General features: G+C 74.1%; 22 protein-coding genes and 1 pseudogene. 14 read left to right on the top strand and 9 right to left on the bottom strand.

Annotated features, from left to right (window positions below; translation table 11 throughout):
- Positions 1-1,371 (top strand): annotated as a pseudogene (locus E4P39_RS13405) (hypothetical protein); the annotation flags it as partial.
- 3 nt (positions 1,372-1,374) lie between these two features.
- Here E4P39_RS13405 and E4P39_RS13400 read toward each other — a convergent pair.
- Together E4P39_RS13400 and E4P39_RS13395 are read right to left on the bottom strand one after the other, a co-directional pair.
- Positions 1,375-1,737: a hypothetical protein gene (locus tag E4P39_RS13400; RefSeq protein ID WP_135137073.1), complete on the bottom strand. Its 363-nt coding sequence runs from the start codon at positions 1,735-1,737 to the stop codon at positions 1,375-1,377.
- 202 nt (positions 1,738-1,939) lie between these two features.
- A complete protein-coding gene (locus E4P39_RS13395; protein WP_135137072.1) occupies positions 1,940-2,278 on the bottom strand; it encodes a hypothetical protein in 339 nt (112 codons plus the stop codon).
- 212 nt (positions 2,279-2,490) lie between these two features.
- Here E4P39_RS13395 and E4P39_RS22370 point away from each other — a divergent pair, with 212 nt between their 5' ends.
- The 3 genes from E4P39_RS22370 (at position 2,491) to fabG (ending at position 4,940) form a co-directional block, all read left to right on the top strand.
- Complete coding sequence (locus E4P39_RS22370) at positions 2,491-2,859, top strand: STAS domain-containing protein (RefSeq protein ID WP_167761845.1); 369 nt, start codon at positions 2,491-2,493, stop codon at positions 2,857-2,859.
- 117 nt (positions 2,860-2,976) lie between these two features.
- Complete coding sequence (locus E4P39_RS13385) at positions 2,977-4,191, top strand: acetyl-CoA C-acetyltransferase (RefSeq protein ID WP_135137070.1); 1,215 nt, start codon at positions 2,977-2,979, stop codon at positions 4,189-4,191.
- Positions 4,188-4,940, top strand: a complete 753-nt coding sequence (fabG, locus tag E4P39_RS13380; RefSeq protein WP_135137069.1) for a 3-oxoacyl-ACP reductase FabG — start codon at positions 4,188-4,190, stop codon at positions 4,938-4,940. Before E4P39_RS13385 ends, fabG begins: the two co-directional genes overlap by 4 nt.
- 1 nt (position 4,941) lies before the next feature.
- On the opposite strand, the gene E4P39_RS13375 is transcribed toward fabG, so the two are convergent.
- A complete protein-coding gene (locus E4P39_RS13375; protein WP_135137068.1) occupies positions 4,942-5,811 on the bottom strand; it encodes a DUF1206 domain-containing protein in 870 nt (289 codons plus the stop codon).
- 4 nt (positions 5,812-5,815) lie between these two features.
- Positions 5,816-6,646: a DUF1206 domain-containing protein gene (locus tag E4P39_RS13370; protein WP_135137067.1), complete on the bottom strand. Its 831-nt coding sequence runs from the start codon at positions 6,644-6,646 to the stop codon at positions 5,816-5,818.
- A 101-nt stretch (positions 6,647-6,747) separates the two neighbouring features.
- On the opposite strand from E4P39_RS13370, the gene E4P39_RS13365 reads away from it, so the two are divergent.
- Both E4P39_RS13365 and E4P39_RS13360 read left to right on the top strand, forming a co-directional pair.
- A complete protein-coding gene (locus E4P39_RS13365; protein WP_135137066.1) occupies positions 6,748-7,395 on the top strand; it encodes a hypothetical protein in 648 nt (215 codons plus the stop codon).
- Positions 7,396-7,439: 44 nt separating this feature from the next.
- Positions 7,440-7,742, top strand: a complete 303-nt coding sequence (locus E4P39_RS13360; protein ID WP_135137065.1) for a DUF6191 domain-containing protein — start codon at positions 7,440-7,442, stop codon at positions 7,740-7,742.
- On the opposite strand, the gene E4P39_RS13355 is transcribed toward E4P39_RS13360, so the two are convergent.
- Positions 7,724-8,407: an alpha/beta fold hydrolase gene (locus E4P39_RS13355; protein WP_135137064.1), complete on the bottom strand. Its 684-nt coding sequence runs from the start codon at positions 8,405-8,407 to the stop codon at positions 7,724-7,726. The two genes, E4P39_RS13360 and E4P39_RS13355, sit on opposite strands and share 19 nt — an antisense overlap.
- A 133-nt stretch (positions 8,408-8,540) precedes the next feature.
- Between E4P39_RS13355 and E4P39_RS23235 the strand changes: the two genes are divergently transcribed.
- Positions 8,541-8,663 carry a hypothetical protein gene (locus E4P39_RS23235; RefSeq protein WP_280790857.1) on the top strand — a complete coding sequence of 41 codons (123 nt, stop codon included), beginning with the start codon at positions 8,541-8,543 and terminating at the stop codon, positions 8,661-8,663.
- A gap of 10 nt (positions 8,664-8,673) precedes the next feature.
- On the opposite strand, the gene E4P39_RS13350 is transcribed toward E4P39_RS23235, so the two are convergent.
- Entirely contained in the window at positions 8,674-9,447 is a 774-nt protein-coding gene (locus tag E4P39_RS13350; RefSeq protein WP_135137063.1) for a hemerythrin domain-containing protein, read from the bottom strand.
- A 231-nt stretch (positions 9,448-9,678) separates the two neighbouring features.
- Here E4P39_RS13350 and E4P39_RS13345 point away from each other — a divergent pair, with 231 nt between their 5' ends.
- The 6 genes from E4P39_RS13345 to E4P39_RS13320 all read left to right on the top strand — a co-directional run bounded on the left by E4P39_RS13345 (position 9,679) and on the right by E4P39_RS13320 (position 16,799).
- The gene (locus E4P39_RS13345) at positions 9,679-10,479 is read left to right on the top strand and encodes an alpha/beta hydrolase (RefSeq protein ID WP_135137062.1); all 801 of its coding nucleotides are present in this window, start codon (positions 9,679-9,681) and stop codon (positions 10,477-10,479) included.
- On the top strand, positions 10,476-12,743 hold the full coding sequence (locus E4P39_RS13340; protein ID WP_245159809.1) for a SpoIIE family protein phosphatase: 2,268 nt from the start codon (positions 10,476-10,478) through the stop codon (positions 12,741-12,743). Before E4P39_RS13345 ends, E4P39_RS13340 begins: the two co-directional genes overlap by 4 nt.
- Before the next feature lie 73 nt (positions 12,744-12,816).
- Positions 12,817-13,122, top strand: coding sequence for a hypothetical protein (locus E4P39_RS13335; protein WP_135137061.1), 306 nt, complete (start codon positions 12,817-12,819; stop codon positions 13,120-13,122).
- 219 nt (positions 13,123-13,341) lie between these two features.
- Positions 13,342-14,502, top strand: a complete 1,161-nt coding sequence (locus E4P39_RS13330; RefSeq protein WP_135137060.1) for an acyl-CoA dehydrogenase family protein — start codon at positions 13,342-13,344, stop codon at positions 14,500-14,502.
- Positions 14,502-15,575, top strand: a complete 1,074-nt coding sequence (locus E4P39_RS13325) for an acyl-CoA dehydrogenase family protein (protein ID WP_135137059.1) — start codon at positions 14,502-14,504, stop codon at positions 15,573-15,575. The genes E4P39_RS13330 and E4P39_RS13325 overlap by 1 nt, the downstream gene beginning before the upstream one ends.
- 3 nt (positions 15,576-15,578) lie before the next feature.
- Complete coding sequence (locus E4P39_RS13320; protein ID WP_135137058.1) at positions 15,579-16,799, top strand: CoA transferase; 1,221 nt, start codon at positions 15,579-15,581, stop codon at positions 16,797-16,799.
- A gap of 4 nt (positions 16,800-16,803) precedes the next feature.
- Here the strand turns inward: E4P39_RS13320 and E4P39_RS13315 are convergent, their stop codons facing one another.
- The 3 genes from E4P39_RS13315 to E4P39_RS13305 are packed head-to-tail and all read right to left on the bottom strand — an operon-like array spanning position 16,804 to position 19,682.
- Complete coding sequence (locus E4P39_RS13315; RefSeq protein WP_245159808.1) at positions 16,804-18,138, bottom strand: MFS transporter; 1,335 nt, start codon at positions 18,136-18,138, stop codon at positions 16,804-16,806.
- A 13-nt stretch (positions 18,139-18,151) separates the two neighbouring features.
- On the bottom strand, positions 18,152-18,907 hold the full coding sequence (locus tag E4P39_RS13310) for an SDR family NAD(P)-dependent oxidoreductase (protein ID WP_135137057.1): 756 nt from the start codon (positions 18,905-18,907) through the stop codon (positions 18,152-18,154).
- A gap of 46 nt (positions 18,908-18,953) precedes the next feature.
- Complete coding sequence (locus tag E4P39_RS13305; protein WP_135137056.1) at positions 18,954-19,682, bottom strand: GntR family transcriptional regulator; 729 nt, start codon at positions 19,680-19,682, stop codon at positions 18,954-18,956.
- 206 nt (positions 19,683-19,888) lie between these two features.
- Here E4P39_RS13305 and E4P39_RS13300 point away from each other — a divergent pair, with 206 nt between their 5' ends.
- Entirely contained in the window at positions 19,889-20,908 is a 1,020-nt protein-coding gene (locus tag E4P39_RS13300; protein ID WP_135137055.1) for a TAXI family TRAP transporter solute-binding subunit, read from the top strand.
- Positions 20,909-21,058 lie beyond the last annotated feature (150 nt).

The raw sequence follows: 21,058 nt of genomic DNA, 5'->3' as shown, positions 1-21,058 counted from the left end.
GCGACGGCGCAGCCGGCCACCGCCGCCGCAGTCCTGGCCGATCCGGCGGTGCGCGCGGCCGTCGAGACGTCGATGGACGCCGTCGACGACGCGCCGCCCGGCGCCCCCCACCCCGACGAGCTGGCCGGGGCGGTGCTCGCACTGGTCGGGGCGGCGCGGCCCGCCGTCGGGGAGCTGCCCTGGCTGGCCGACCTGGCGCTGCCCGACGAGGACGGGGGATGGGCGCCGGCCGGGGAGCTGGTTCTGCCGGGCTCCCTCCTGGACGCCGTCCTCGAGCCGGGTTCCCTCGGGACGCTCGATCGGGACTTCGCGGCCGGGGTCGACGGCGACGCGCTGCGCGCCGTGGGCGTGCTCGACTCGTTCGCCGTCGTGCGCGCCCAGGACCCCGACGAGCTGGACGTCGACGGCGCCGAGTCCTGGGCCGATGCCGTCCTGGACCGGCTGCCGCACGACGCGCCGCCGCCCGAGTGGCCCGCGCTCGTGGCGGTGCGCGACCTGGAGCTGGTCGCGGACTGGCCCCGGGCGCTGCCCCTGCTCGCCACTCTCCCGGCCGAGGCGCGGGCGGACGTCGTGCTGGGCGGAGTCACCGTGCCCGGTTATCTCCGGTGGTGGCTCTCGACGCACCGGGTGCTCGGCGGCGCCCGCCCGGATCGGCTGCGGCACCCGGACGGCACGGAATTACAGGGACTGTACGAACCCGCGCCGGACGATCCGGAGCTTCTCGGGCTGCTCCGCCCACCCGCCACGGTCGACGACGTGCTCCTCGACGTGGACAGCGCGATCGACCTGCTCGACCGCCTCGGCGACCCCGCCCGCAGCGTCCGCCCGGCCGTGCTGCGCACGATCTACGCGCGGCTCGCGGCGGCGCTGGACGGCATCGACGTCGCGCCTCCGGACCGCGTCCGGGTCGCCCCGGACCGGGTGGCCGGCGAGGCCGTCGTCCTCGATGCGCCCTACCTGCAGCCACTGGTCGATTCGCCCGTCGTGCCGGCGGGCGGGGCACCCGGGGCCGTCGCCGACCTGCTCGACCTGCCGCTGGCCGGCGAGCTGGTGCGGGCGACGGTGTCCGGCCGGCCCGACCGGCAGCTGCCATGGGCACAGCTGCCGGGGGCCGCACTCGCCGCCGCGCGCCTGGGCCGGTCCGAGCTCTCCGGGGACGTGGCCGTCCATGCGTCCCTGGTCGTGGGCGGCCGGCCGGTCTCCTGGTGGCCGGGCGGGGACATCGACCACGTCGACGGCAGCCCGGAGGCCCTCGGGCGGGCGCTGGCCTGGCGGGCGGGGACGTGGTCCGCCCGCCAGGCGCTCGCCGAGGCGTTCGCGCATCCCGACCGCGCCGACGCACTGACGGCCGAGGACGGGGTGGGGGACTAGGGCCTACTGGCCCCAGCGCGGGATGGACAGGGCACCGGGCGCGTGGCCGTGCGCCGACGGGCGACCGCCGGTGCGCCGGCCGTCCGGCCCCCCGGACGCCGCGATCCGGTGCTCGGCGCTCCAGCACCGGTACAGCGACAGCCAGTGCGCCGTTGTCAGCGCGGCGGGACGGGCCGTCGGCGGCAGGTTCTCCTGACGCAGCCACCGGACGCCGGCGGTGCCGGGCAGCTGGGCGCGCAGGACGGGACCGAGCGGGGCGCGCGCCGACGCGAGCACGGCAGCCGCCAGCCGGTCGAAGGCGTGCGCGTCGCTGTCGGCGAGCTCGGCGCGGGCCGCGGCGGCGGCCTCGGGTACGGGACGTGACATGGGGGACCTCCGGACGAGGTGCGGAACGGGACCCGCCGGCTCGGGGAGCCGGGCGGGCAGCGAGGGAAGGACGGCGCCCGGACGAGCCACGGGCGCGGACGGCGGGGCGCAGTGGGCGCCCGCGGGCGTCAGACGGTGCGCGTGCGCACGGAGAACCGCATGGCGACGACGGTAGGAAACCCCGCTGCCGGTGTCGAACGGATTAGCCGGCGCTCTTCTTCGCCCGGCGGGCCTGGTGGGCCTCCCAGCGGGCCCGGTCGCGGGCGCGGACGTCCTTGTTGCGCTCCCACTTGGCGGCGCGCTTCCGGGCGCGGGCCAGCTCGCGCTCCTCGAAGCTGGGGTGCCGGTCCCAATCGCGCGCGACGGCGGCGATGACCACCGCGGTTCCCGCCAGGATCACCAGGAAGGCGGCGATGATGGGGTCGAGCTCGAGGAAGGCAAGGACCGACGCACCGGCCCAGACGGCGGCACCGAGTGCGAGCCCGACCGAGCGGCGGCGTCCTGATGGCGGCCTCGCGTCCGTCGTCCCCTCGTGCGTCACGGGACCAGTATCTGCCACCTGCGACGACGGGTCGGACGCGGTTACGGGCCGCGCACGGGCGGGGGCAGATGGGTCACAGCCCCTTGCCATCCGGGACTTCGGTCCCTACCGTTCGGTATGCGGTTCAACAGCCAGCCGCCACCAGTGCCCGGTATCGCAACAGCACCGCGCGCCTCCACCACTGGTCCGGCAATGCGCCTGAGAGGCAGCCCGTGACCGCATCCCCGATCCACCGCCCCACCACCGATCTGCTGACGGTCGAGGTCAGCGAGCCGGCGCCGACGGCCCGACTCACAGTCGTCGGTGAGATCGACTCCTCGTCCGCACCCCTGCTCCGCGAGCACATCGACACGTTGCTCGACAGCCCGCTCAGCGAGCTCACCATCGACCTCTCCGGGGTCACGTTCCTCGACTCCGCCGGGCTCTGCGTCCTGGCGGCCGCGCACCGCCGCGTCGGCAGCGACGTCCCCCTGCGGGTGCTCGCGTCCTCGCGCGCAGTCATCCGGCCCCTCCAGATCACGGGTCTGTGGCAGCTCCTGCACGCCGAGCAGGTCGGGGAGACCGCCGGCAGCACTGCCTGATCCCTCCTCTCTTCGCCCGCGCCCGGGTGCCCGTACGGTCCGATCCGGACCGGAGGACACTCGGGTGACGTGTGTCCGGGCCCGTGCCCGGGCCGCTGACGAACAGGGAGGACCACCGTGCGAGATGCGGTCATCTGCGAGCCGCTGCGGACCCCCGTGGGGGGCTTCGGAGGATCGCTCCGGGACGTGACCCCCCAGGAGCTCGCGGCCACCGTGATCCGCGCGCTGATGGACCGCACCGGCCTCCCGCCGGACTCGGTGGACGACGTCCTGCTCGGCCACTGCTACCCGACCATGGAGGCCCCCGCGATCGGCCGCGTCGCCGCCCTCGACGCCGGGCTGCCGGTCACGGCGTCGGGGCTCCAGATCGACCGGCGCTGCGGCTCCGGCCTGCAGGCGGTCGTCTACGCCGCGATGCAGGTGCAGTCCGGCGCCTGCGACGTCGTCCTCGCCGGTGGCGCGGAGTCGATGAGCAACGCGCCGTTCTACTCGACCGCGATGCGCTGGGGCGTCAAGGCCGGCCCGGGTGTGCTGCTGCAGGACGGGCTGGCCCGCGGCCGGGTCACCGCCGGGGGCCAGCACCACCCGGTGCCCGGCGGCATGCTCGAGACGGCGGAGAACCTGCGCCGCGAGTACGGGATCGGTCGCGAGGAGCAGGACGAGTACGCCGTCCGCAGCCACCAGCGCGCGGCCGCTGCCGTCGAGGCGGGGCGGTTCGCCGACGAGATCGTCCCGGTGACCGTGAAGGGCCGGAAGGCCGACACCGTCGTCGACCGCGACGAGCACATCCGGCCCGATTCCAGCGTGGAGACGCTCGCCAGGCTGCGCCCGATCATGGGCCGGGACGACCCCGAGGCGACCGTCACGGCCGGCAACGCCAGCGGCCAGAACGACGGCGCCGCGATCGCGATCGTCACCCACCCCGACAAGGCCGCCGAGCTGGGCCTGCGCCCGCTGGCCCGGCTCGTGTCCTGGGGCGTGGGCGGCGTCCCGCCGAAGACCATGGGCATCGGGCCGGTGGCGGCCACGGCGAAGGCGCTGGCGCTGGCCGACGTCAAGCTCGCCGACGTCGACCTCATCGAGCTCAACGAGGCGTTCGCCAGCCAGGTGCTCGCGGTGGCCCGCGAGTGGGGCTTCACCGAGGCCGACTGGGAGCGGACCAACGTCAACGGCTCCGGCATCTCCCTGGGGCACCCGGTCGGCGCGACCGGTGGGCGCATCCTGGCCACCCTGCTGCGCGAGATGGACCGCCGCGGGGCCCGCTACGGCCTGGAGACGATGTGCATCGGCGGCGGCCAGGGCCTGGCCGCGCTGTTCGAGCGGGTCTCATGACGGGCCGCGTCGCGATCGTCACCGGGGCGGCCCGGGGCATCGGGGCCGCCACCGCGCAGCGGCTGGCCGCGGACGGCTTCGCCGTCGCCGTGCTCGACCTGAGCGAGTCGGACGCCAAGGACACCGTCACCGCGATCGAGGCCGCCGGCGGGCGCGCGCTGGCGGTCGGGGCGGACGTCGGCGACGCGGAGCAGGTGCAGGCCGTGGTCGACCGGATCGCGGCCGAGCTCGGTCCGCCCGTGGTGCTGGTCAACAACGCCGGCGTCACCCGCGACAACCTGCTGTTCAAGATGACCGACGAGGACTGGGACCTCGTGATGCACGTGCACCTGCGGGGTTCCTTCCTCATGACCCGCGCGGCGCAGAAGCACATGATCGAGGCGCAGTGGGGCCGGATCGTCAACCTGTCCAGCACCTCGGCGCTGGGCAACCGCGGCCAGGCCAACTACGCCACCGCGAAGGCCGGCCTGCAGGGCTTCACCAAGACCCTGGCCATCGAACTCGGGAAGTTCGGCGTCACGGCCAACGCGATCGCCCCCGGCTTCATCGTCACCGACATGACGAAGGCGACCGCCGCGCGGATCGGCCAGGAGTGGGAGCCCTACGTCGCGGCCCGCGCCGCCGCGATCCCGGTCGCCCGCGCGGGCCGTCCCGAGGACATCGCGCACACCGTCTCGTTCCTGGTGAGCGAGGGAGCCGGCTTCGTGTCGGGCCAGGTCCTCTACGTCGCCGGCGGCCCGAGAGCCTGAGTCAGGACGACGGGTCGCGGTCGGGGTAGCGGGCGCGCGCGAGCGCGTAGAGGCCGAACGCGGCGAAGCCGACCGCGACGCCGGTGAGCAGCCAGGGCCCCGCCGCGGCCACCCCCGCGATCGCGGTCATGGCGCCCTCGAGGCCGGTCGCCGTCGACACGTCGGCGGAGGTGGCCGCACGCCACAGCAGCACACCGACCAGTCCGAACGCGATGCCCTTGGCGACGTAGCCCACGCGCCCGAGCGTCTCGATCAGCGGCTCCCACCGGTCGGGGGCGGCCGGCAGGTCGATGTCCTTCATGAAGCCGCCGGTGACGCCGCGGATCAGGGTGTAGATCCCGACGGCGACCACCCCTCCGGCCACGGCGCCCACCAGCAGGGCACCACCGGGGACGCCGAGGGTGGTGTCGGTCAGCTCCCGCAGCCGTTCGTCGGCCTCGTACTCGATGCCCACCGCGAAGAGCAGCGCCGTGATCCCGAGGACGGCGTAGACCAGCGCCTTGGCCAGGCACTTGGCGCAGACGAGCGCGGTGCGCTGCCGGTGCTCGGGGTCGAGCAGTCCGTGCCACCAGAGCAGCACCTCGCCGGCCTGCCAGAGCGCGAGGGCGAGCATGCCCAGCCCGATCGCCCAGAGCAGGGTCGAGCCGCCGGGGCCGTCGGCGACGGTCTGCAGGGCGCCGGTCTGGTCGGCGTCGGCCCCGCGGGCGCCCCAGGCCAGCCGCGCGGCCAGGTAGCCGATGAGCAGGTGCATCACGCCGTAGGCGATGAGACCGACCCGCGCGACGTGGGTGAGGACCGGGTGGTCGGTGACCTCGCGGGCCCGGCGGACGACGCCGTGCACGCGGTCGAGCAGGGAGCGGGAGGCGACCACCGGCCTAGGTGCGCTCGGGATAGCGGGCGCGGACGAAGCAGAAGGCGCCGAAAGCGGCGATGCCCACCGCGACGAGCGTGAGCAGGATCCGGCCGAACGGCAGCTCGAGCACCCCGCGCAGGGCACCGTCGAGCCCTTGGGCCTTGGACGGGTCGAAGGTGACGGCGGCCCAGATCAGCAGCCCCCCGACGCCCGCGAGCCCGATCCCCTTGCCCGGGAAGCCGATCTGCCCGAGGCGCGTGACCAGGCGGACCGCGCCCGGGTCGCAGCCGGAGGTGTCGATCTGCTTGAGGAAGTGCTTGTTGAAGCCCTTGCGGACGTGCCAGACGCCCACGCCGATCAGGATCAGCCCGGCGGCCCCGACGAGGAACTGCCCGCCCGGCCAGCCGAACACGCCGGCCGTCGTCTCCTGCTGGGACGAGGAGCTCGACTTCCCGGTGCCGGTGGCGTAGCGGATGGCCAGCACCGCGAGGACGACGTAGATGACCGCCTTGACCAGCGAGTTCCCCGACTTCCGGAGCGCCTTGGTGCGCGCCTTGCCCGACGCCGACCAATCGCTCCGCCAGCGCAGCACCTCGGCCGCCTGCCACACGGCGAGCGCGATCAGCCCGATGGCCACGACCCACAGCACCGGTTTGCCGACGGGCGACTCGGCGAGGGTGGCCATCGCGCCGGACTGGTCGGCGGACTCCCCGCCACCAGGGAACCAGGCCAGCTGGATCGCCAGCCAGGCCACCAGCAGATGGACGACGCCGTAGGCGATCAGCCCGACCCGCGCCAGGTGCTCGAGGGCATCGCTGTTGCCGGCCCGTCGGGCGGCGTCCTGCGCACTCACGAGCGGCTCCTTCGACAGTGGGACGGTCAGCGGTTCAGCGTCGCACGCCTCGCCACCGCGGCGCCTGCGGAGCCGCCGCGCGGGTGAGGGAGAATGGCCGCGTGGCGAACGGCGGAATCGGCATCCTGACGGCGCAGGCGACCCCGGAGACGGCCCGGCGCATCTGGCCGTGGTGGCTCGCGCTCGGGTTCGGCGCGATCGCCGTCGCCGTGGCCGCGCTCTTCCTGGTCGGCGACGGCGCCCGCCTGCTGCTCGGGGCGGCCGGTCTGGCACTGACCGTCCGTGGTGCGCTGCTCCTGCGTGCGGCCACCGCGAAGACCCTGGCGCCGGAGCTGGTCGCCCGGGCCCGCGGCCTCGGAACCGCGGCTCTCGCGGCGGGTGTGGTGGCCGGCGTCGCCGCGCTCGCCTCCTCCGCCGCCGACCGCGTGCTGCTGGTCGCCGTCCCGCTGGTGCTGCTGGCGGCCGGCGCCGGGCAGCTGTCCGGCGGCCGCGACGGACGCCGCGGCGGCCGGTCGCTGCTGGTCGTGGCGGTGCTGGTGACCGGTCTGCTCGTCGCCCTGGGGATCGCGCAGGACTGGGACCGGGCGGCGGACACCGCCACGGTCCTCACGGCCCTGATGCTGGCCGGCCTGGGCGTTCCGCTGCTGGTCGCCGCCCTCCACCTCCGGACCATCGCCGCACGCCCGCTCCCGGCCGCTCCTGCCGGGTGCGCGGGCTGCGCCTGCGGCGCCGGGGGCTGCGGCAGCTGACCCGTTCTCCCCGTCCGGAGCTGATGCGGCGCTACGGTCGGCGGATGGGTCCGGGTGTCCTGTTCGCGTTGACCTTGCCGGGGCTGGTCGTGCTCCTGGTGGGCGTGGCGGCGGCCGAGCACCTCTGGTCGCGCTTCGGCCGGCGCAGTCCGCTGTACCGGCGGGAGCGGCATGCGCTCTCCGCGGGTGGGATGGACGTGTTCTCCGCGGCCCTCTTCCCTGGGAAGTCGATCGACCTGGAGCAGCAGCGGGTGCGCGAGCTCACCCGGGACGACGTCGAGAGCGGGGCGCCGCCCAACACCCGCATCGACCTCGACTCCGGCGTCGTCTACGTCGAGCGCAGGTAGCCCTCCAGCCGGTCGGCCAGCTCGACCGGGCGGCTCAGGGCCACCAGGTGGCCGCCCGGTACCTCGTCGACTCCCACGCCGAGCCGCCCGGCGGCCACCTTCCGCTGGAAGTCCGCGGGGAAGAACCGGTCGTCGCGCCCGGCCACCACCCCGGTGGGGACGTCGGGCCAGCGGCGGAGCGGCCACGGATCGGCGAACGGGCGGTCGGCCTGGGCGAAGGGCTGCGACTGCGCCGCGGCGGCGACGTCGGCCGGGACGTCGTGGAAGAACGCGGCGGACAGGTCCCCCGGCTCGTGGGGCAGGCCGTGCCGCTCCGCGTGGTCGGCCATGGCGCGGGCCTGCCCGGTCACCGACCACCAGTCGCCGCCGGTCTCGCCGGGCAGCGGGACCATCGCGTTGACCAGCACCAGCAGCGCGACCGGCACCCGCGCGCACACCAGCGGCGCGGTGAGACCGCCCATCGACTGGGCGACCAGGACGACCGGGCCCCGGTTCCCGATGGCCGCGACCACCGTGTCCGCATACGCGGCCAGCCCGGCGGACTCGTCGTCGGCCGGCAGGTCCACGGCCACGGCCTCGTGACCCCGGCGTTCGAGCTCGGCCACCAGCCGGTGCCAGTACCAGGCCTGCCCGCCGGCGCCGGGCACCAGCACGAACGTCGTCATGGTGCGTCCGACCGGAGCGGCGTCCCGAACTGAGCGGTCCAGGCCGTTCCGGAAATGCAACTCTCAGGACACCTTCGCGTCATCGGCGCTTCCTACCGTCGGACGCGAGGGATCGACGAAGGGGGAGCGAGCCATGAGCACCAGCACGCAGGAACGCCCGGCGCGCGAGCGGGCCACCTGGGTCTGCGACAACTGCCACAGCCGTACGGCCGGGCTGCGCAAGCGCTGCGCGGACTGCGGCACCTCCCGCTACTGATCCGAGCCGGTCAGCGCGCCGGCGGCGCACCCCGCAGCCGGACGACGGCCGCCCGGTAGCGCCGGCCGCCGAACAGCCGCCAGGCGGAACGGGTGGCGGGTGACAGCCCGTCGAGCAGCCGCGCCCGATCGGCGGCGGAGGAGTCCTCCATGGCGAGGCCGAGCACGAGGAGTTGTTCCCGGGCGCTGAGCCGGCAGTCGGCGGACTGCGCGATCGCCGCCCAGTCCTCGGGCTCGAGGTGGGTCTCCAGCAGCGGCAGGAGGGTGTTCTCCTCGTCGTCGGTCTGGGCGTCGACGGCGTCGGCGAGCGCGCGGCACGCGGTCGCGAACGCCCGCCGCGCCGGGGGAGTGGCAGCGACGCCCCACTGCCGGGCGGCCGTGGCGACGTCACGCAGCATCTGGTCGATCCGCGCGCAGCGCGCGGTGCACTCGGCCAGCTCGGCGCGCACGTCCTCGAGTGCGGCGTCCGGCACGGTGCGCAGGAGTGCCGGCCAGACGGCGTCGCGCTCGACCCGATGGTGGTGCAGCAGCACCTTGCCGACGAGTTCGGCGTGCCGGGCGAGCGTGGCGGTGCGCTCCGCCTCGTCGTCCGGCGCCCAGGCAGCCAGATCGGCCAGCAGGCGCAGTTCACGCCGGACCAGCCGGTGCACCACGCGCTGGTAGGCGACGGCCCGGCAGGTCGTCCCGTCACGGAGCGACGGCGTCGTTCCGGAGCCGGGGGCGTCGTCGCCCGCTGGGCGCGGGGCAGGGATGAGGGCGGTCGAACGGACCGCGGCTGCGGTCATGCGTACACCTCGTTCGGCGGTCGTGCCGGGGGACACCGGCGGTCCTGCCGGAGCTGATGCCGGGCAGGGTAGGGCTGACCGGAGGAGGCGCGACAGGGGTTTTCGGATACCGTCCGGGTGCCGGATCGCCCGGCGCCCGGCGAGTCGTACCCCGCTGTGTGCGGCCGAGCCGGACCAGTTCGTGATCTTCGGACCGGCGACAGGCGGGCGGGCGTCCCCTAGGGTCTTCGCGTGGGAACAGTGCTCGAGCGCAATGCCGTACGGGTCACCGGCGTGCCGGGCGGGCGGCCCATCGTCTTCGCCCACGGATTCGGGTGTGACCAGGGCATGTGGCGCTTCGTGGCCCCCGACTTCGAGGTGGACCACCGCGTCGTCCTCTTCGACCAGGTGGGTTCGGGCAACTCCGACCTGTCCGCCTACGACCCGGAGAAGTACGGATCCCTGAGCGGCTACGCCTCCGACCTCGTCGAGATCTGCCGCGAGCTCGAGCTCTCCGACGTCGTGTTCGTCGGCCACTCGGTGAGCGCGATGATCGGCGTCCTCGCCGTGCAGCAGGCCCCTGAGCTGTTCGGCGTGCTCGTGATGGTCGGGCCCAGCCCCCGCTACGTGAACGACGGCGACTACACCGGCGGCTTCTCCCGTACCGACATCGCGGGGCTGCTGGACTCGCTGGAGAGCAACCACCTCGGCTGGTCGGCCCAGATGGCGCCGGTGATCATGGGCAACCCGGACCGGCCGGAGCTCGGCGAGGAGCTGACCAACAGCTTCTGCCGCACCGATCCCGGCATCGCCAGCCAGTTCGCGCGGGTCACCTTCCTGTCGGACAACCGCAAGGACCTCTCCGCCGTCACGATCCCGACGCTGGTGCTCCAGTGCAGCGACGACGTCATCGCCCCTGAGGTCGTCGGCCGGTACGTGCACGAGGCCATCCCCGGCAGCGTGTTCACCAAGCTGGCCGCCACCGGGCACTGCCCGAACCTGAGCGCCCCGGAGGAGACCACCGCCGCCATCCGGGCCTTCCTCTCGCCGTGAGCTCCGCGGGGACCGACCCGTCCGGAGTCGACCCGCCGGGACCCCTCGACCGGCTCCTCGACGAAGATCCGGCCGACCTGTACGAGAACGCGCCGATGGGGTACCTCTCGACGCTGCCCGACGGCCGGATCGTCAAGGTCAACCGCACCTTCTGCGCCTGGACCGGCCGGTCGCCGGACGACCTCCTCGGGGCGCGGTTCCGGGACCTGCTGACCGTCGGCGGCAAGGTCTTCCACGACACCCATCTGGCTCCGTTGCTGCGCATGCAGGGAGCGGTGCGGGAGGTCGCGCTCGACGTGCTGCGCGCCGACGGCTCGATGCTGCCGTGCCTGGTCAACGCCGTCGAGCTGCGCGACGAGGACGGATCGGCCGTGCTCGTGCGGGCGACCCTGTTCGAGGCGACGGCGCGACGGCGCTACGAGCGCGAGCTGCTGGCCGCGCAGCGGGCCGCCCAGGAGTCGGAGGCACGGTCGCGGACCCTGCAGCAGGTGGTGTCCGACCTCGCGGCGGCGTCGTCCGCGGAGGACGTCGCGACGGTGATCGTGGAGCGCAGCCGGGCGGCGCTCGACGCGCGCGGGGCGGCCCTCGTGCAGGTCGACGAGGCGCCCGACGGCACGGACGGGCTCCCCGGACTGCGTCCCGTGCGCTCTCTGGGCCTGCCCGCTGCCCTGCTGGCGGCGCTGCGGGAGGCAGCGAGCGGGCAGCTCGCGCTGGAGCTGGCGCAGGGCGTCCGATCGGTGCCGCTGGACGAGCGACTGCGTGCCGCGCAGCCCGGGGTCGCCGAGGCGATGGCGGCGGCCGGGTTGGTGTCCCTGGTGATCGTGCCGGTGACGGCCGACAGCCGACGGCTGGGCGTGCTGATCCTGGGCCTGGGTCACGGGGGGCCGGGCGACCTGATCAGCCTGACCGAGCCGGACGCGCGCCTCGGCCTCACGGCCGCCGAGATCGACCTGCTCTGGACCTTGGGCCGCCAGGCCGGGCAGGCGCTGGAGCGGGCCCGGCTGCACGAGCAGACCGTCCGGCAGGCCGAGCGCGCCGCCTTCCTGCTGGACGCCGCCCGGCTGCTCGCCGCCGCCTCGGACGTCACCGACACGGTGGAGCGGGTGGCCGAGCTCGCCGTCGACCGGCTCGCCGACCTCTGCGTCCTCGACCTGGAGTCCGAGCAGGGCCCGCACCGGGCCGCCGCCCGGCACCGGGACCCGGCGCGCCAGCACCTGGCCGACGAGGTGCGGGAGCGGCACCTGCCGCAGCGCGCGGCGACGCATCCGAGCACGCGGGCGCTGCAGCAGGGCGGCACGCAGTGGGTCCGGGTGGTGGACGAGGCGTTCCTGGCGGGGGTGACGTCCGACGAGCGGCACCTCGAGGCGATCCGGGCCATGCAGCTGAGCAGCGTGGTCGCCGTGCCGCTGATCGCCGACGGCCGCCGGCTCGGGGTGCTGACGCTGGCGACCGACCGGCGGCGGACGCCGTTCACCGAGGCCGACGTGGAGGTCGCCGAGCAGCTCGGCCTGCAGGTGTCGCTGGTCCTGGCCAAGGCGCAGCGCTACGAGCTCGACGTCCGCACGTCGCACACCCTGCAGGCCAACTTGCTCCCGCCGCCCCCGCCCGAGATCGCCGGACTGGCGACGGCGGTGCGGTACCTGGCGGCGACGCAGGGCGTGGAGGTGGGCGGCGACTTCTACGACGTCGTTCGGCTGCCGAACGGCCAGGTGGCGCTGGCGGTCGGGGACGTCGTCGGCCACGACATCACCGCCGCGGCGACGATGGGCCAGCTCAACAGCGTCTTCCGGGCCCTCCTGGTGGACGGGCCGTCGCCGAGCGCGATGATCGACCGGCTGCAGGCGAGCTGGTCGCTGCTGGGACTGCAGCGGATGGCGACGGCGCTGTTCGCGGCGCTGGACCCGGCGACCGGGCAGCTGGCCATCGCCTCGGCCGGGCACCTGCCGCCGCTGCTGATCACCGCCGGGCATGCCGAGTTCCTGCCGGTGCAGCCGAGCCGGATGCTGGGCGCGCCGCCCGCCCCGGCGCCGGCGCTGGAGTGGGCCGGTGTCCTGCCCGTCGGGGCGACGATGGTGCTCTTCACCGACGGGCTGGTGGAGAGCCGGACCGCGGATCTGGACGAGGGGCTGGCGCACCTCCTGGAGGCCGCGACGAGGTGGGCGGCGTTCGGTCCCGACGAGCTGTGCGACCGGCTGCTGGCCGACCTGACCGGCGCGCACCGCGCCGACGACATCGCCCTGCTCGCGCTGACCCGGCTGCCCTGACTTCTCGCGCGGCCCTGTTGCGTCCGCCGCCGTGGGGGGACGATGCGGAGGGGACCGGCGTCAGGGGGAGGGCATGGACGCGGCAGAGAATCCGGTGGCCCAGGCCATCGACGGCGCGACGGGTGACTGGTCTATGTCGGGGGACGCGATGCGGTGGTCACCCGAGCTGGCCGAGCACGGTCCGGCGGGCAGCGAGCTGCCGGGGCTGGACGCCGCGGCCGGGATCGGGGCCGGGCTCGGGCTCGACATGGACTCGGTGCGCCGGCTGGTGACGGGTGCACTCACCTCGCTGGGGACGGTGGCGAACGACGTCGTCACGGAGTTCCGTTCGCTGACCCGCGGCCCGGCCGAGGACGACGCCCCGGACGGCGGGGGCTGACCCCGGCACCTACGCTCCGGATCGGTCGGGAATCCGCCGTGGAGGAGGCCGTGTGGAGCCGGAGGACGTCGTCGGTGTCCTGCTGCGGGAGACGGTCTCGCTGACGGTGGCGCAGCAGCCGCCAGCGTCGGGTGGGGCGCCGTCCGAGCCGGGGCTCCACGTCTGGTGGGCGCCCTGTACAACCGTGCGGGGAACCACCACAACGACGTGGGGAGTCACATGAGCAACTCGTTGACCCTGGCGCCTGCGCCCCGGTCCGACGCCGCCGAACAGGTACGGGCGGAGGTGCGCGAGTTCCTCGCCGCCGAGCTGGCCGCCGGCAGCTTCGAGACGCACGTCGACACCTGGCTCGGCGGCGTCGACCCGGCGTTCTCGAAGAAGCTGGGCGAGCGCGGCTGGCTGGGGATGACCTGGCCCAAGGAGTACGGCGGTCACGAGCGCTCGGCGATGGAGCGCTACGCCGTCACCGAGGAACTGCTCTCGGCCGGCGCCCCGGTGGCCGCGCACTGGATCGCCGACCGGCAGTCGGGGCCCAACCTGCTGAAGTTCGGCACCGAGAAGCAGCGCCGGGAGATCCTGCCCCGCATCGCCGCGGGGGAGTGCTTCTTCGTCATCGGGATGAGCGAGCCGGATTCCGGCTCCGATCTCGCCTCGATCCGCACCCGCGCCGCCCGCAACGGGGACGGCGACTGGGTGGTCAACGGCGCGAAGGTCTGGACGTCGAACGCGCACCACTCGCACTACGGGATCTTCCTGGTCCGCACCTCGCCGTCGGACTCCGCGAACCGGCACGCCGGCATGTCGCAGCTGCTCGTCGACCTGTCGCTGCCCGGGATCACGATCAACCCGATCCGGATCCTCGACGGCGGTCACCACTTCAACGAGGTCGTGTTCGACGACGTCGTCGTCCCGGGCGACATGCTGCTGGGCGAGGAGGGCAACGGCTGGCACCAGGTGACCGCCGAGCTCGCGTTCGAGCGGTCGGGACCGGAACGGTTCCTGTCGACATATCCGCTTGTCGCCGAGTTCGCTCGTCGAGTCGGCGACTCGGGCGACCCGGCGGCCGTCGCGACCCTCGGCCGCATCTCTGCCCGGCTGCTCGCGCTGCGGCAGATGTCGCTGCGGATCGCCGCCGCCCTGGACCGCGGCGAGCTGCCGAACATCCCGGCAGCCCTGGTGAAGGACGTGGGGACGACGTTCGAAGCGGACGTCATCGAGGAGATCCGCAAGGTCGTCGACGTGACGCCGTCCCTGGACTCCCCGGACCCGCTGGGCCGTGCGCTGGCAGAGGCGCAGCTGCACGCGCCGGGCTACACGCTGCGCGGCGGGACGAACGAGATCCTGCGGGGAATCGTCGCTCGTGGATTGGGGCTGCGCTGATGGCGAGCGATCAGGACCTGGTGGTCGAGACCGTCCGGGACATCCTCACCGGCTTCGAGCCGTTCGTGCTGACGCCGGAGCGGCGCTGGGACGAGGGCCTCTGGAGCGCGCTCGCCGAGGCCGGGCTGACCGGTGTGGGTCTGCCGGAGGAGGCGGGCGGCTCCGGCGGCGAGCTGGCCGACGCGGTGGCGATCGTGCGGACGCTGGCTGCGGGCGCCGCTGCCGTGCCGGTGGCCGAGCAGCTGCTGGTGGCCGGGCCCGCGCTGGTGGCCGCCGACCTCGACCTGCCGTCGCCGGAGGAGCCGATGACCTTCGCAGTCGCCGACGCGGTCACCGTGCACCCGGTCGACAACGGCGACGGTCCGGGCCGGTTCACCGTGAACGGGACGGTGACCGACCTGGCGTGGGCCGGCGTGGCCAGCCACGTCGTCCTCCTGGCGCCGGCTTCCGCCGGGTCGGACGGGGCGCTGCTGGCGCTGGTCCACGTGGCGGACCTCGAAGCGACCGACGCCTTCAACCTCGCCGGTGAGCCGCGCGGCTCGCTGGTGCTGGACCAGGTCGCCGCGACCGGGGCTCTGCTGAGCGCCGCGCAGGCGCAGGAGCTGCGGGCGCGCTTTGCGCTGGCCCGGGCGGTGCAGCTGGCCGCGGCGCTGGAGCAGGTGCTGGCGTGGACGGTGCAGTACGCGGGGGAGCGGCAGCAGTTCGGCCGGCCGCTGGGCAAGTTCCAGGCGATCCAGATGGAGCTGGCCGAGATGGCCGGCGAGGTGACCGCGGTGACGGCGCTGACCGATGCGGCCGTCCAGGCCCTGGACCGCGGGTCGGCGGACGTCGTCCTGGCCGCCGCGGCTGCGAAGGTGCGGGCGGGGGCGGCGGTCGAGGTCGTGGCCCGGCTGGCGCACCAGGTGCACGGCGCGATCGGGTTCACGCAGGAGCACAAGCTGCATCACCTGACCCGGCGGCTGTGGTCGTGGCGGGACGAGGCCGGCAGCGACCTGGCGTGGTCGCGCGTCCTGGGCGCCGGGTTGCTGGCCGGCCCGGACGACTTCTGGCCGGCGCTGACCCGCGTGGTCTGACCGGTGACCTCGCCCCGGGGTCCGCTGGCCGGCCTCACCGTCGTCGAGCTCACCTCGACGTTCCTGGGTCCCTACTGCGCGCTGCTGCTCGCCCAGATGGGGGCGCGGGTGGTGAAGATCGAGCCGCCGGAGGGCGACATCATCCGGTACGTCGCGGACGAACGGCAGGTCGGACTGGGGTCGGCCTTCCTGAACTTCAACCGCGGGAAGGAGTCCGTCGTCCTGGACCTCGCGTCGCCTGCGGGCCGGGAGACGCTGGATCTGCTGATCGACTCCGCGGACGTCTTCCTCCACAACATGCGGCCCGCGGCGATGCGGAAGCTGCGCATCGATCCCGACACCGTCCTCGGGCGCAATTCCCGCGTCGTGTACTGCCACGCGGTCGGCTACGGCTCCGGCGGCCCCTACCGTGACGAACCCGCCTACGACGACGTCGTGCAGGGGGTGTCGGGCCTCGCCGCGGTGCAGGGCGGCAGTGCCGAGCCGCAGTACGTGCGCACTCAGGTCGTGGACAAGACGGTGGGCGTGATGGCGGTCGCCGCGATCCTGGCCGCCCTGCACGAGCGGTCGGTCTCGGGTCGGGGCCAGGCCGTCGAGGTGCCGATGTTCGAGTCGATGGCGAGCTTCCTGCTCATGGAGCAGCAGGGCGCCCGGGTGTACGCCGGCCGGCGCGGCGGCACGGGGTACGCGCGCACCGCGTCGCCGTACCGCAAGCCCTATCGCACCGCCGACGGGATGATCGCCGCCCTGCTCTACACCGACGCGCAGTGGCGGTCGTTCTTCCGGCTGATCGAGCGCCCCGACCTGGCCGACGATGCCCAGCTGCAGAGCATCCGGGGCCGGACGGAGCGGATCGACGAGCTGTACCGGCTGGTGGAGGAGGAACTGGCCAGGCGCACGACCGCGGAGTGGCTCGAGGTGCTGCGGAGCAACGCCATCCCCTCGATGCCGGTGAACAGCATCGAGGACCTCTTCGACGACGAGCACCTCCGTGCCGTCGGGTTCTTCGAGGACGTCGAGCACCCCAGCGAGGGCCCGCTCGTGCACGCCCGGCTGCCGTGGACGTTCTCCCGCAGCGGCGTGCCCTCCGTTCCGGGTGCGCCCTCGCTCGGGCAGCACACGGAGGCGACGCTGGCCGCCCTCGGCCTGGACGACGCGGCGGTCCGGTCGGCGGCCGGCCGGCCGCACCACCCGCCGGAGCCGCAGGCGGGCCCACCCGCCTGAGGGGTCACCCCCGCGTCGTCCCTCTCCGGCCAAAATGGCCATCTTGGCCATCGTCGGCGTCCGCCGCCCGTTCCGAGGCCACGAGCAGGACGGCGGCGACGAGGGCGCAGCCGGCGATCACGGTGAACGCGGCGCCGTACCCGAAGCCGGTGATCAGGGCGCCGGCGGTGATCGGTGCGACGACGCGGCCGAACTGCCCGGCCAGCGCCTGGTGGGCGGACACCGAGGCGAAGACGCCGGCCGGCACGTAGGCGCCCAGCAGCACCGGGCGCGAGATGTTGAGCACGCCGAAGCCCACGCCGAACAGGAGCACGAAGACCACGGTGGCCGCGGGCTGGGGCAGCAGGAAGAGCATCGCCACGCCGACGGCCTGCCCCGCCACCATCGCCGCGGTGACATGCCCGATGCCGAGCCGCGCGGCGAGCACGGTGAGGACCACGCGCCCGGTGACGGACAGGGCACCCAGCCCGCCGGCGGCCACCGCGGCCAGCCCGGGCGGCGCGCCCGTCTCGAGCAGGTAGGCGACCAGGAACACCGCGACCGCGGCGTTCGAGATCATCTGCAGCGCGCTCGCCAGCGTCAGCCAGCGGACCGGCGGCCGTCGCCACGCCGCGCCGGGGCCGCGGTAGGGGGAGAGGTCGCCGTCGTCGTCGGGATCGGGCGGCGCGGCCGCCGCGGTCGGGAGGAGGTCGTCGTCCGGTCGACCGTCGGGCACCAGGCCGAGGTCGGCCGGCGACCGGCGCAGCAGCAACGCGTGGGGCAGCGCACAGGCGGCGACGACCCCGGCCAGGACCAGCAGCGCCGGCCGCCAGCCGACGACCTCGATGAGGAGCTGGGACGCCGGCAGGAAGATCGTCGAGGCGAACCCGGCCACCACGGTGAGCGTGAACAGCGCCTTGTGCCGGTCACGCCGGAACCACGTGTTGATGACCGCGTAGGCCGGCTCGTACAGGACCGCGGCGCTGGCCAGCCCGATGCCGGTGAAGGCGACGTAGAGCTGCAGCAGGCCGTGCGCCTGCGACCAGGCCACCACCGACGCCGCACCCAGCAGGCTGCCCGCCGTCATCACCCAGCGCGCACCGAACCGGTCGAGCCACCGGCCGACCACCACGCCGCCGATGCCGGTCAGCGCCAAGGCGAGCGTGAGCGCACCGGACAGCTGGGCGGTGCTCGCCCCGAGCTCCTCGCGCATCGGCACGAGGAAGACGGCGAACGAGTAGTACAGGACGCCGTAGGAGACCGTCTCGGTGACCGCGAGCGCCCAGACCATGCGCCAGCCGGGGAACTCCCGGCGGCGCACGGCGACCGGCCGCTCCCGCGACCCGGGGCGTCCGCCCACGGTCAGCGGGGGGTCAGGTACGCCGGGCGAGCTTGCCCGAGCCGGCCTGGTCGAGCGGATAGACCAGGACGTCGGCGATCACGACGTGCGGCGGCTGGTTCGCGATCCAGGTGACGACGTTGGCGATGTCGGCCGCCTGCAGCGGGGTGACGCCCTGGTACACCGCGCCGGCCGCCGCTTCATCGCCGTGGAACCTGACGACGGAGAACTCGGTCTCCACCATGCCGGGGTCGACCTCGCTGATCTTCACGCCGCTGCCCAGCAGGTCCATGCGCATGCCGCGGGTGATCCGCTCGACCGCGGCCTTCGTCGCGCAGTAGACGGTGCCGCCGGGATAGACCTCCCGGCCGGCGTTCGACCCGATGTTGATCACGTGACCCGCGCCGCGCTCGACCATCCCGGGCAGCACCGCGCCGGAGACGTTCAGCAGCCCGCGCACGTTGGTGTCGAGCATCTGGTCCCAGTCGTCGGGGTCGTCCTTGTGCAGCGGGGTCTTCCCCCGGGCGAGCCCGGCGTTGTTCACCAGGACGTCGATCGGCGACCACTCGTCGGGCAGGGAGCCGAGAACCTCGTTGACCTGGGCCCGGTCGCGCACGTCCAGCACCAGCGGCAGGACGTCGCCGTCCTGCTGCGCCTGCAGCTCCTGCAGGCGCTCCGTGCGGCGGGCGGCCGCGATGACGCGGGCGCCCTGCGCGAGGAAGGCATCGACGCACGCGCGCCCGATGCCGCTCGATGCGCCGGTCACCAGCACTACCTGATCCGTGGCCATGGGTCTCCTCGTTCGACGTGGGGCGGGCGTGGGCGGAACGGTCTGCTCAGTGTGTGCCGACGTGCGGAGGCGCGGCAGCGGGCGATCTGGGAGCGGGCGGCAGGACGGCGTCCGGTCGGTCCGAGCCCCGCGTCTCGAGGTAGGCGTCCCGCGACATCGAGATGTGCGCGTGCATGGCCAGGGCGGCCGAGTCGGCGTCGCCGGCAGCGATCAGGCCGGCCACCTCGCGGTGCTCGATCCAGGCCTTCGGGGCGAGGGTCGCGACGAGCGGGGCGAAGAACCAGCGGCTGCGGAGGGAGAGCTGCTCCCCGAACTCGAGCAGGATGTGGTTGCGGGCGGTCTCCAGCACCCCGCGGTGGAAGCGGGCCGTGTGGGCCCCCATCCGCTCGGGGGAGGCCCCCCGGCCCAGGTCCTCGTCCGCCTCGTCACAGATGCGCACCAGCGCGGCGGCGTCCTCCGGAGTGCACCGCTCGGCGGCGAGCCGGGCCGCGGACCGCTCCACCAGTTCCCTGGCCTCGAAGAACTCGTGCACCTGCTCCGTCGTGGGCTGGTTCACGAAGGCGCCGTAGCGGGGCCGCAGCGTGATCCAGCCGTCGCGGTGCAGCCGCTGCAGCGCCTCGCGCACCGGGCCGCGGCTCACCCCGAGCTGGGCGGCGAGCCGTTCCTCCACGAGGTGGTCACCCGGGGCCAGGACCCGGCTGATCAGCATCTCCTGCAGCCGCTCGTGGACCAGCTCGCGGAGGGGAAGGGCACGGATGGGCTGCTCGTCCGACACGGTCAGTGACCTCCACGGCTCGCACCGGACCTGCCTCGCTACCAACATCGTAAACAGTAGACAACGAAAAGTGTGAAGTGGTTCACTCCGGTCACTGGTTCATAACTTCAGCCGCCCCGACCGGCACGAGCGCGGATGGCGTGCCACGGTGCGCATGCCGACTGTGGCCCCACGGCGGTCCGGACGCACTCCCAGGAAGGCCGACGATGACTTCCAGCTCACCCGTTGCCCCACGGCAGCGACCCCGTCTGCTCCTCGCCGCGGGGGTCGCCGCGAGCGTCCTCCTCGCCGCCTGTGGCGGAGGCGACGCCGACGAAGGCGGAGGCGGCGGCGGCGAGCCCGCAGCCGAGGAACGCAACGAGAACCTCACCTTCGCCACGGGTGGCACCGGCGGCGTCTACTACCCCTACGGCGGCGGCATCGCGAACGTGATCAGCGCCGAACTGCCCGGCGTGGTGGTCACCGTGCAGGAGACCAACGCCTCGGTCGACAACATGAAGCTGCTCGAGTCGGACCAGGCCCAGCTCGCGCTGGCCCTCGGCGACGTGGTCTCCGACGCCGTCAACGGCGAGAACACCTTCACGGAGCCGATCGACGTCTGCTCCCTCGGCAACCTCTACAACAACTTCGTCCACTTCTTCACGACCGCCGACACCGGCATCGAGACGATCGAGGACCTGAAGGGCAAGCGGGTCTCACCCGGTGCCGTGGGCTCGGCCTCCGAGGTCACCGCCGACCGCATCATGCAGGCGGCTGGCCTCGACCCGCAGACCGACATCGAGCGCTCGCAGCTGGGCGTCGCCGAGACCGTCGCCGCCATCCAGGACGGCACGGTGGACGCCGGCGCATGGTCCGGCGGGCTGCCGACCGGCGCGATCGTCGACCTGGCGAGCACCGACGAGCTGGTCCTGATCCCGACCGGTGAGTACGCCGAACAGCTGGCCGAGGAGTACGGCGACTACTACTTCGAGGAGGAGATCCCGGCCAACACGTACGAGGGTCAGGACGAGGCCTCGCCCCAGGTGGTCTCGCCGAACATCCTCGTGGTCCGCACCGACATGGACGAGTCGCTGCAGGAGGACATCACCCGCGTGATCTTCGAGAACAAGGAACAGCTCATCACCGTGCACCCCGCGGCCGAGGAGCTGGATCCGGCGACAGCCGGTGAGGTCTCGTTCATCGAGACCTGCCCCGGCGCCCAGACCTTCTTCGACTCGGCCGGCTGAGCCGGCCGGTCCGAAGGTCCGTGGACGTCGCCGTGCTGCCGGGCGCCGGAGTTCGCTCCGGTCCCGGCAGCACGGAGGGCAGGGGCCGGCCGTCGGGCCGACTGCTCCAGCTGGTCGTCCTGCTCGTCCTCACGACGGTCGTCGCGGGCC

The organism is Blastococcus sp. CT_GayMR19, assembly GCF_004570385.1.
Taxonomy (GTDB): Bacteria; Actinomycetota; Actinomycetes; order Mycobacteriales; family Geodermatophilaceae; genus Blastococcus_B.
Note: the sequence above shows the minus strand (reverse complement) of the source record. Positions and strands in the feature narration are given on the sequence as shown.

What these genes read in the sequence shown, in the direction of transcription:
- E4P39_RS23235 (WP_280790857.1), top strand. Translation starts at nt 8,541, where the DNA reads ATGAGCACCAGCACGCAGGAACGCCCGGCGCGCGAGCGGGCCACCTGG.
- E4P39_RS13325 (WP_135137059.1), top strand. Translation starts at nt 14,502, where the DNA reads ATGGCGAGCGATCAGGACCTGGTGGTCGAGACCGTCCGGGACATCCTC.
- E4P39_RS13300 (WP_135137055.1), top strand. Translation starts at nt 19,889, where the DNA reads ATGACTTCCAGCTCACCCGTTGCCCCACGGCAGCGACCCCGTCTGCTC.
- E4P39_RS13355 (WP_135137064.1), bottom strand. Translation starts at nt 8,407, where the DNA reads ATGACGACGTTCGTGCTGGTGCCCGGCGCCGGCGGGCAGGCCTGGTAC.
- E4P39_RS13360 (WP_135137065.1), top strand. Translation starts at nt 7,440, where the DNA reads ATGGGTCCGGGTGTCCTGTTCGCGTTGACCTTGCCGGGGCTGGTCGTG.
- E4P39_RS13400 (WP_135137073.1), bottom strand. Translation starts at nt 1,737, where the DNA reads ATGTCACGTCCCGTACCCGAGGCCGCCGCCGCGGCCCGCGCCGAGCTC.
- E4P39_RS13350 (WP_135137063.1), bottom strand. Translation starts at nt 9,447, where the DNA reads ATGACCGCAGCCGCGGTCCGTTCGACCGCCCTCATCCCTGCCCCGCGC.
- E4P39_RS13330 (WP_135137060.1), top strand. Translation starts at nt 13,342, where the DNA reads ATGAGCAACTCGTTGACCCTGGCGCCTGCGCCCCGGTCCGACGCCGCC.
- E4P39_RS13310 (WP_135137057.1), bottom strand. Translation starts at nt 18,907, where the DNA reads ATGGCCACGGATCAGGTAGTGCTGGTGACCGGCGCATCGAGCGGCATC.
- E4P39_RS13335 (WP_135137061.1), top strand. Translation starts at nt 12,817, where the DNA reads ATGGACGCGGCAGAGAATCCGGTGGCCCAGGCCATCGACGGCGCGACG.
- fabG (WP_135137069.1), top strand. Translation starts at nt 4,188, where the DNA reads ATGACGGGCCGCGTCGCGATCGTCACCGGGGCGGCCCGGGGCATCGGG.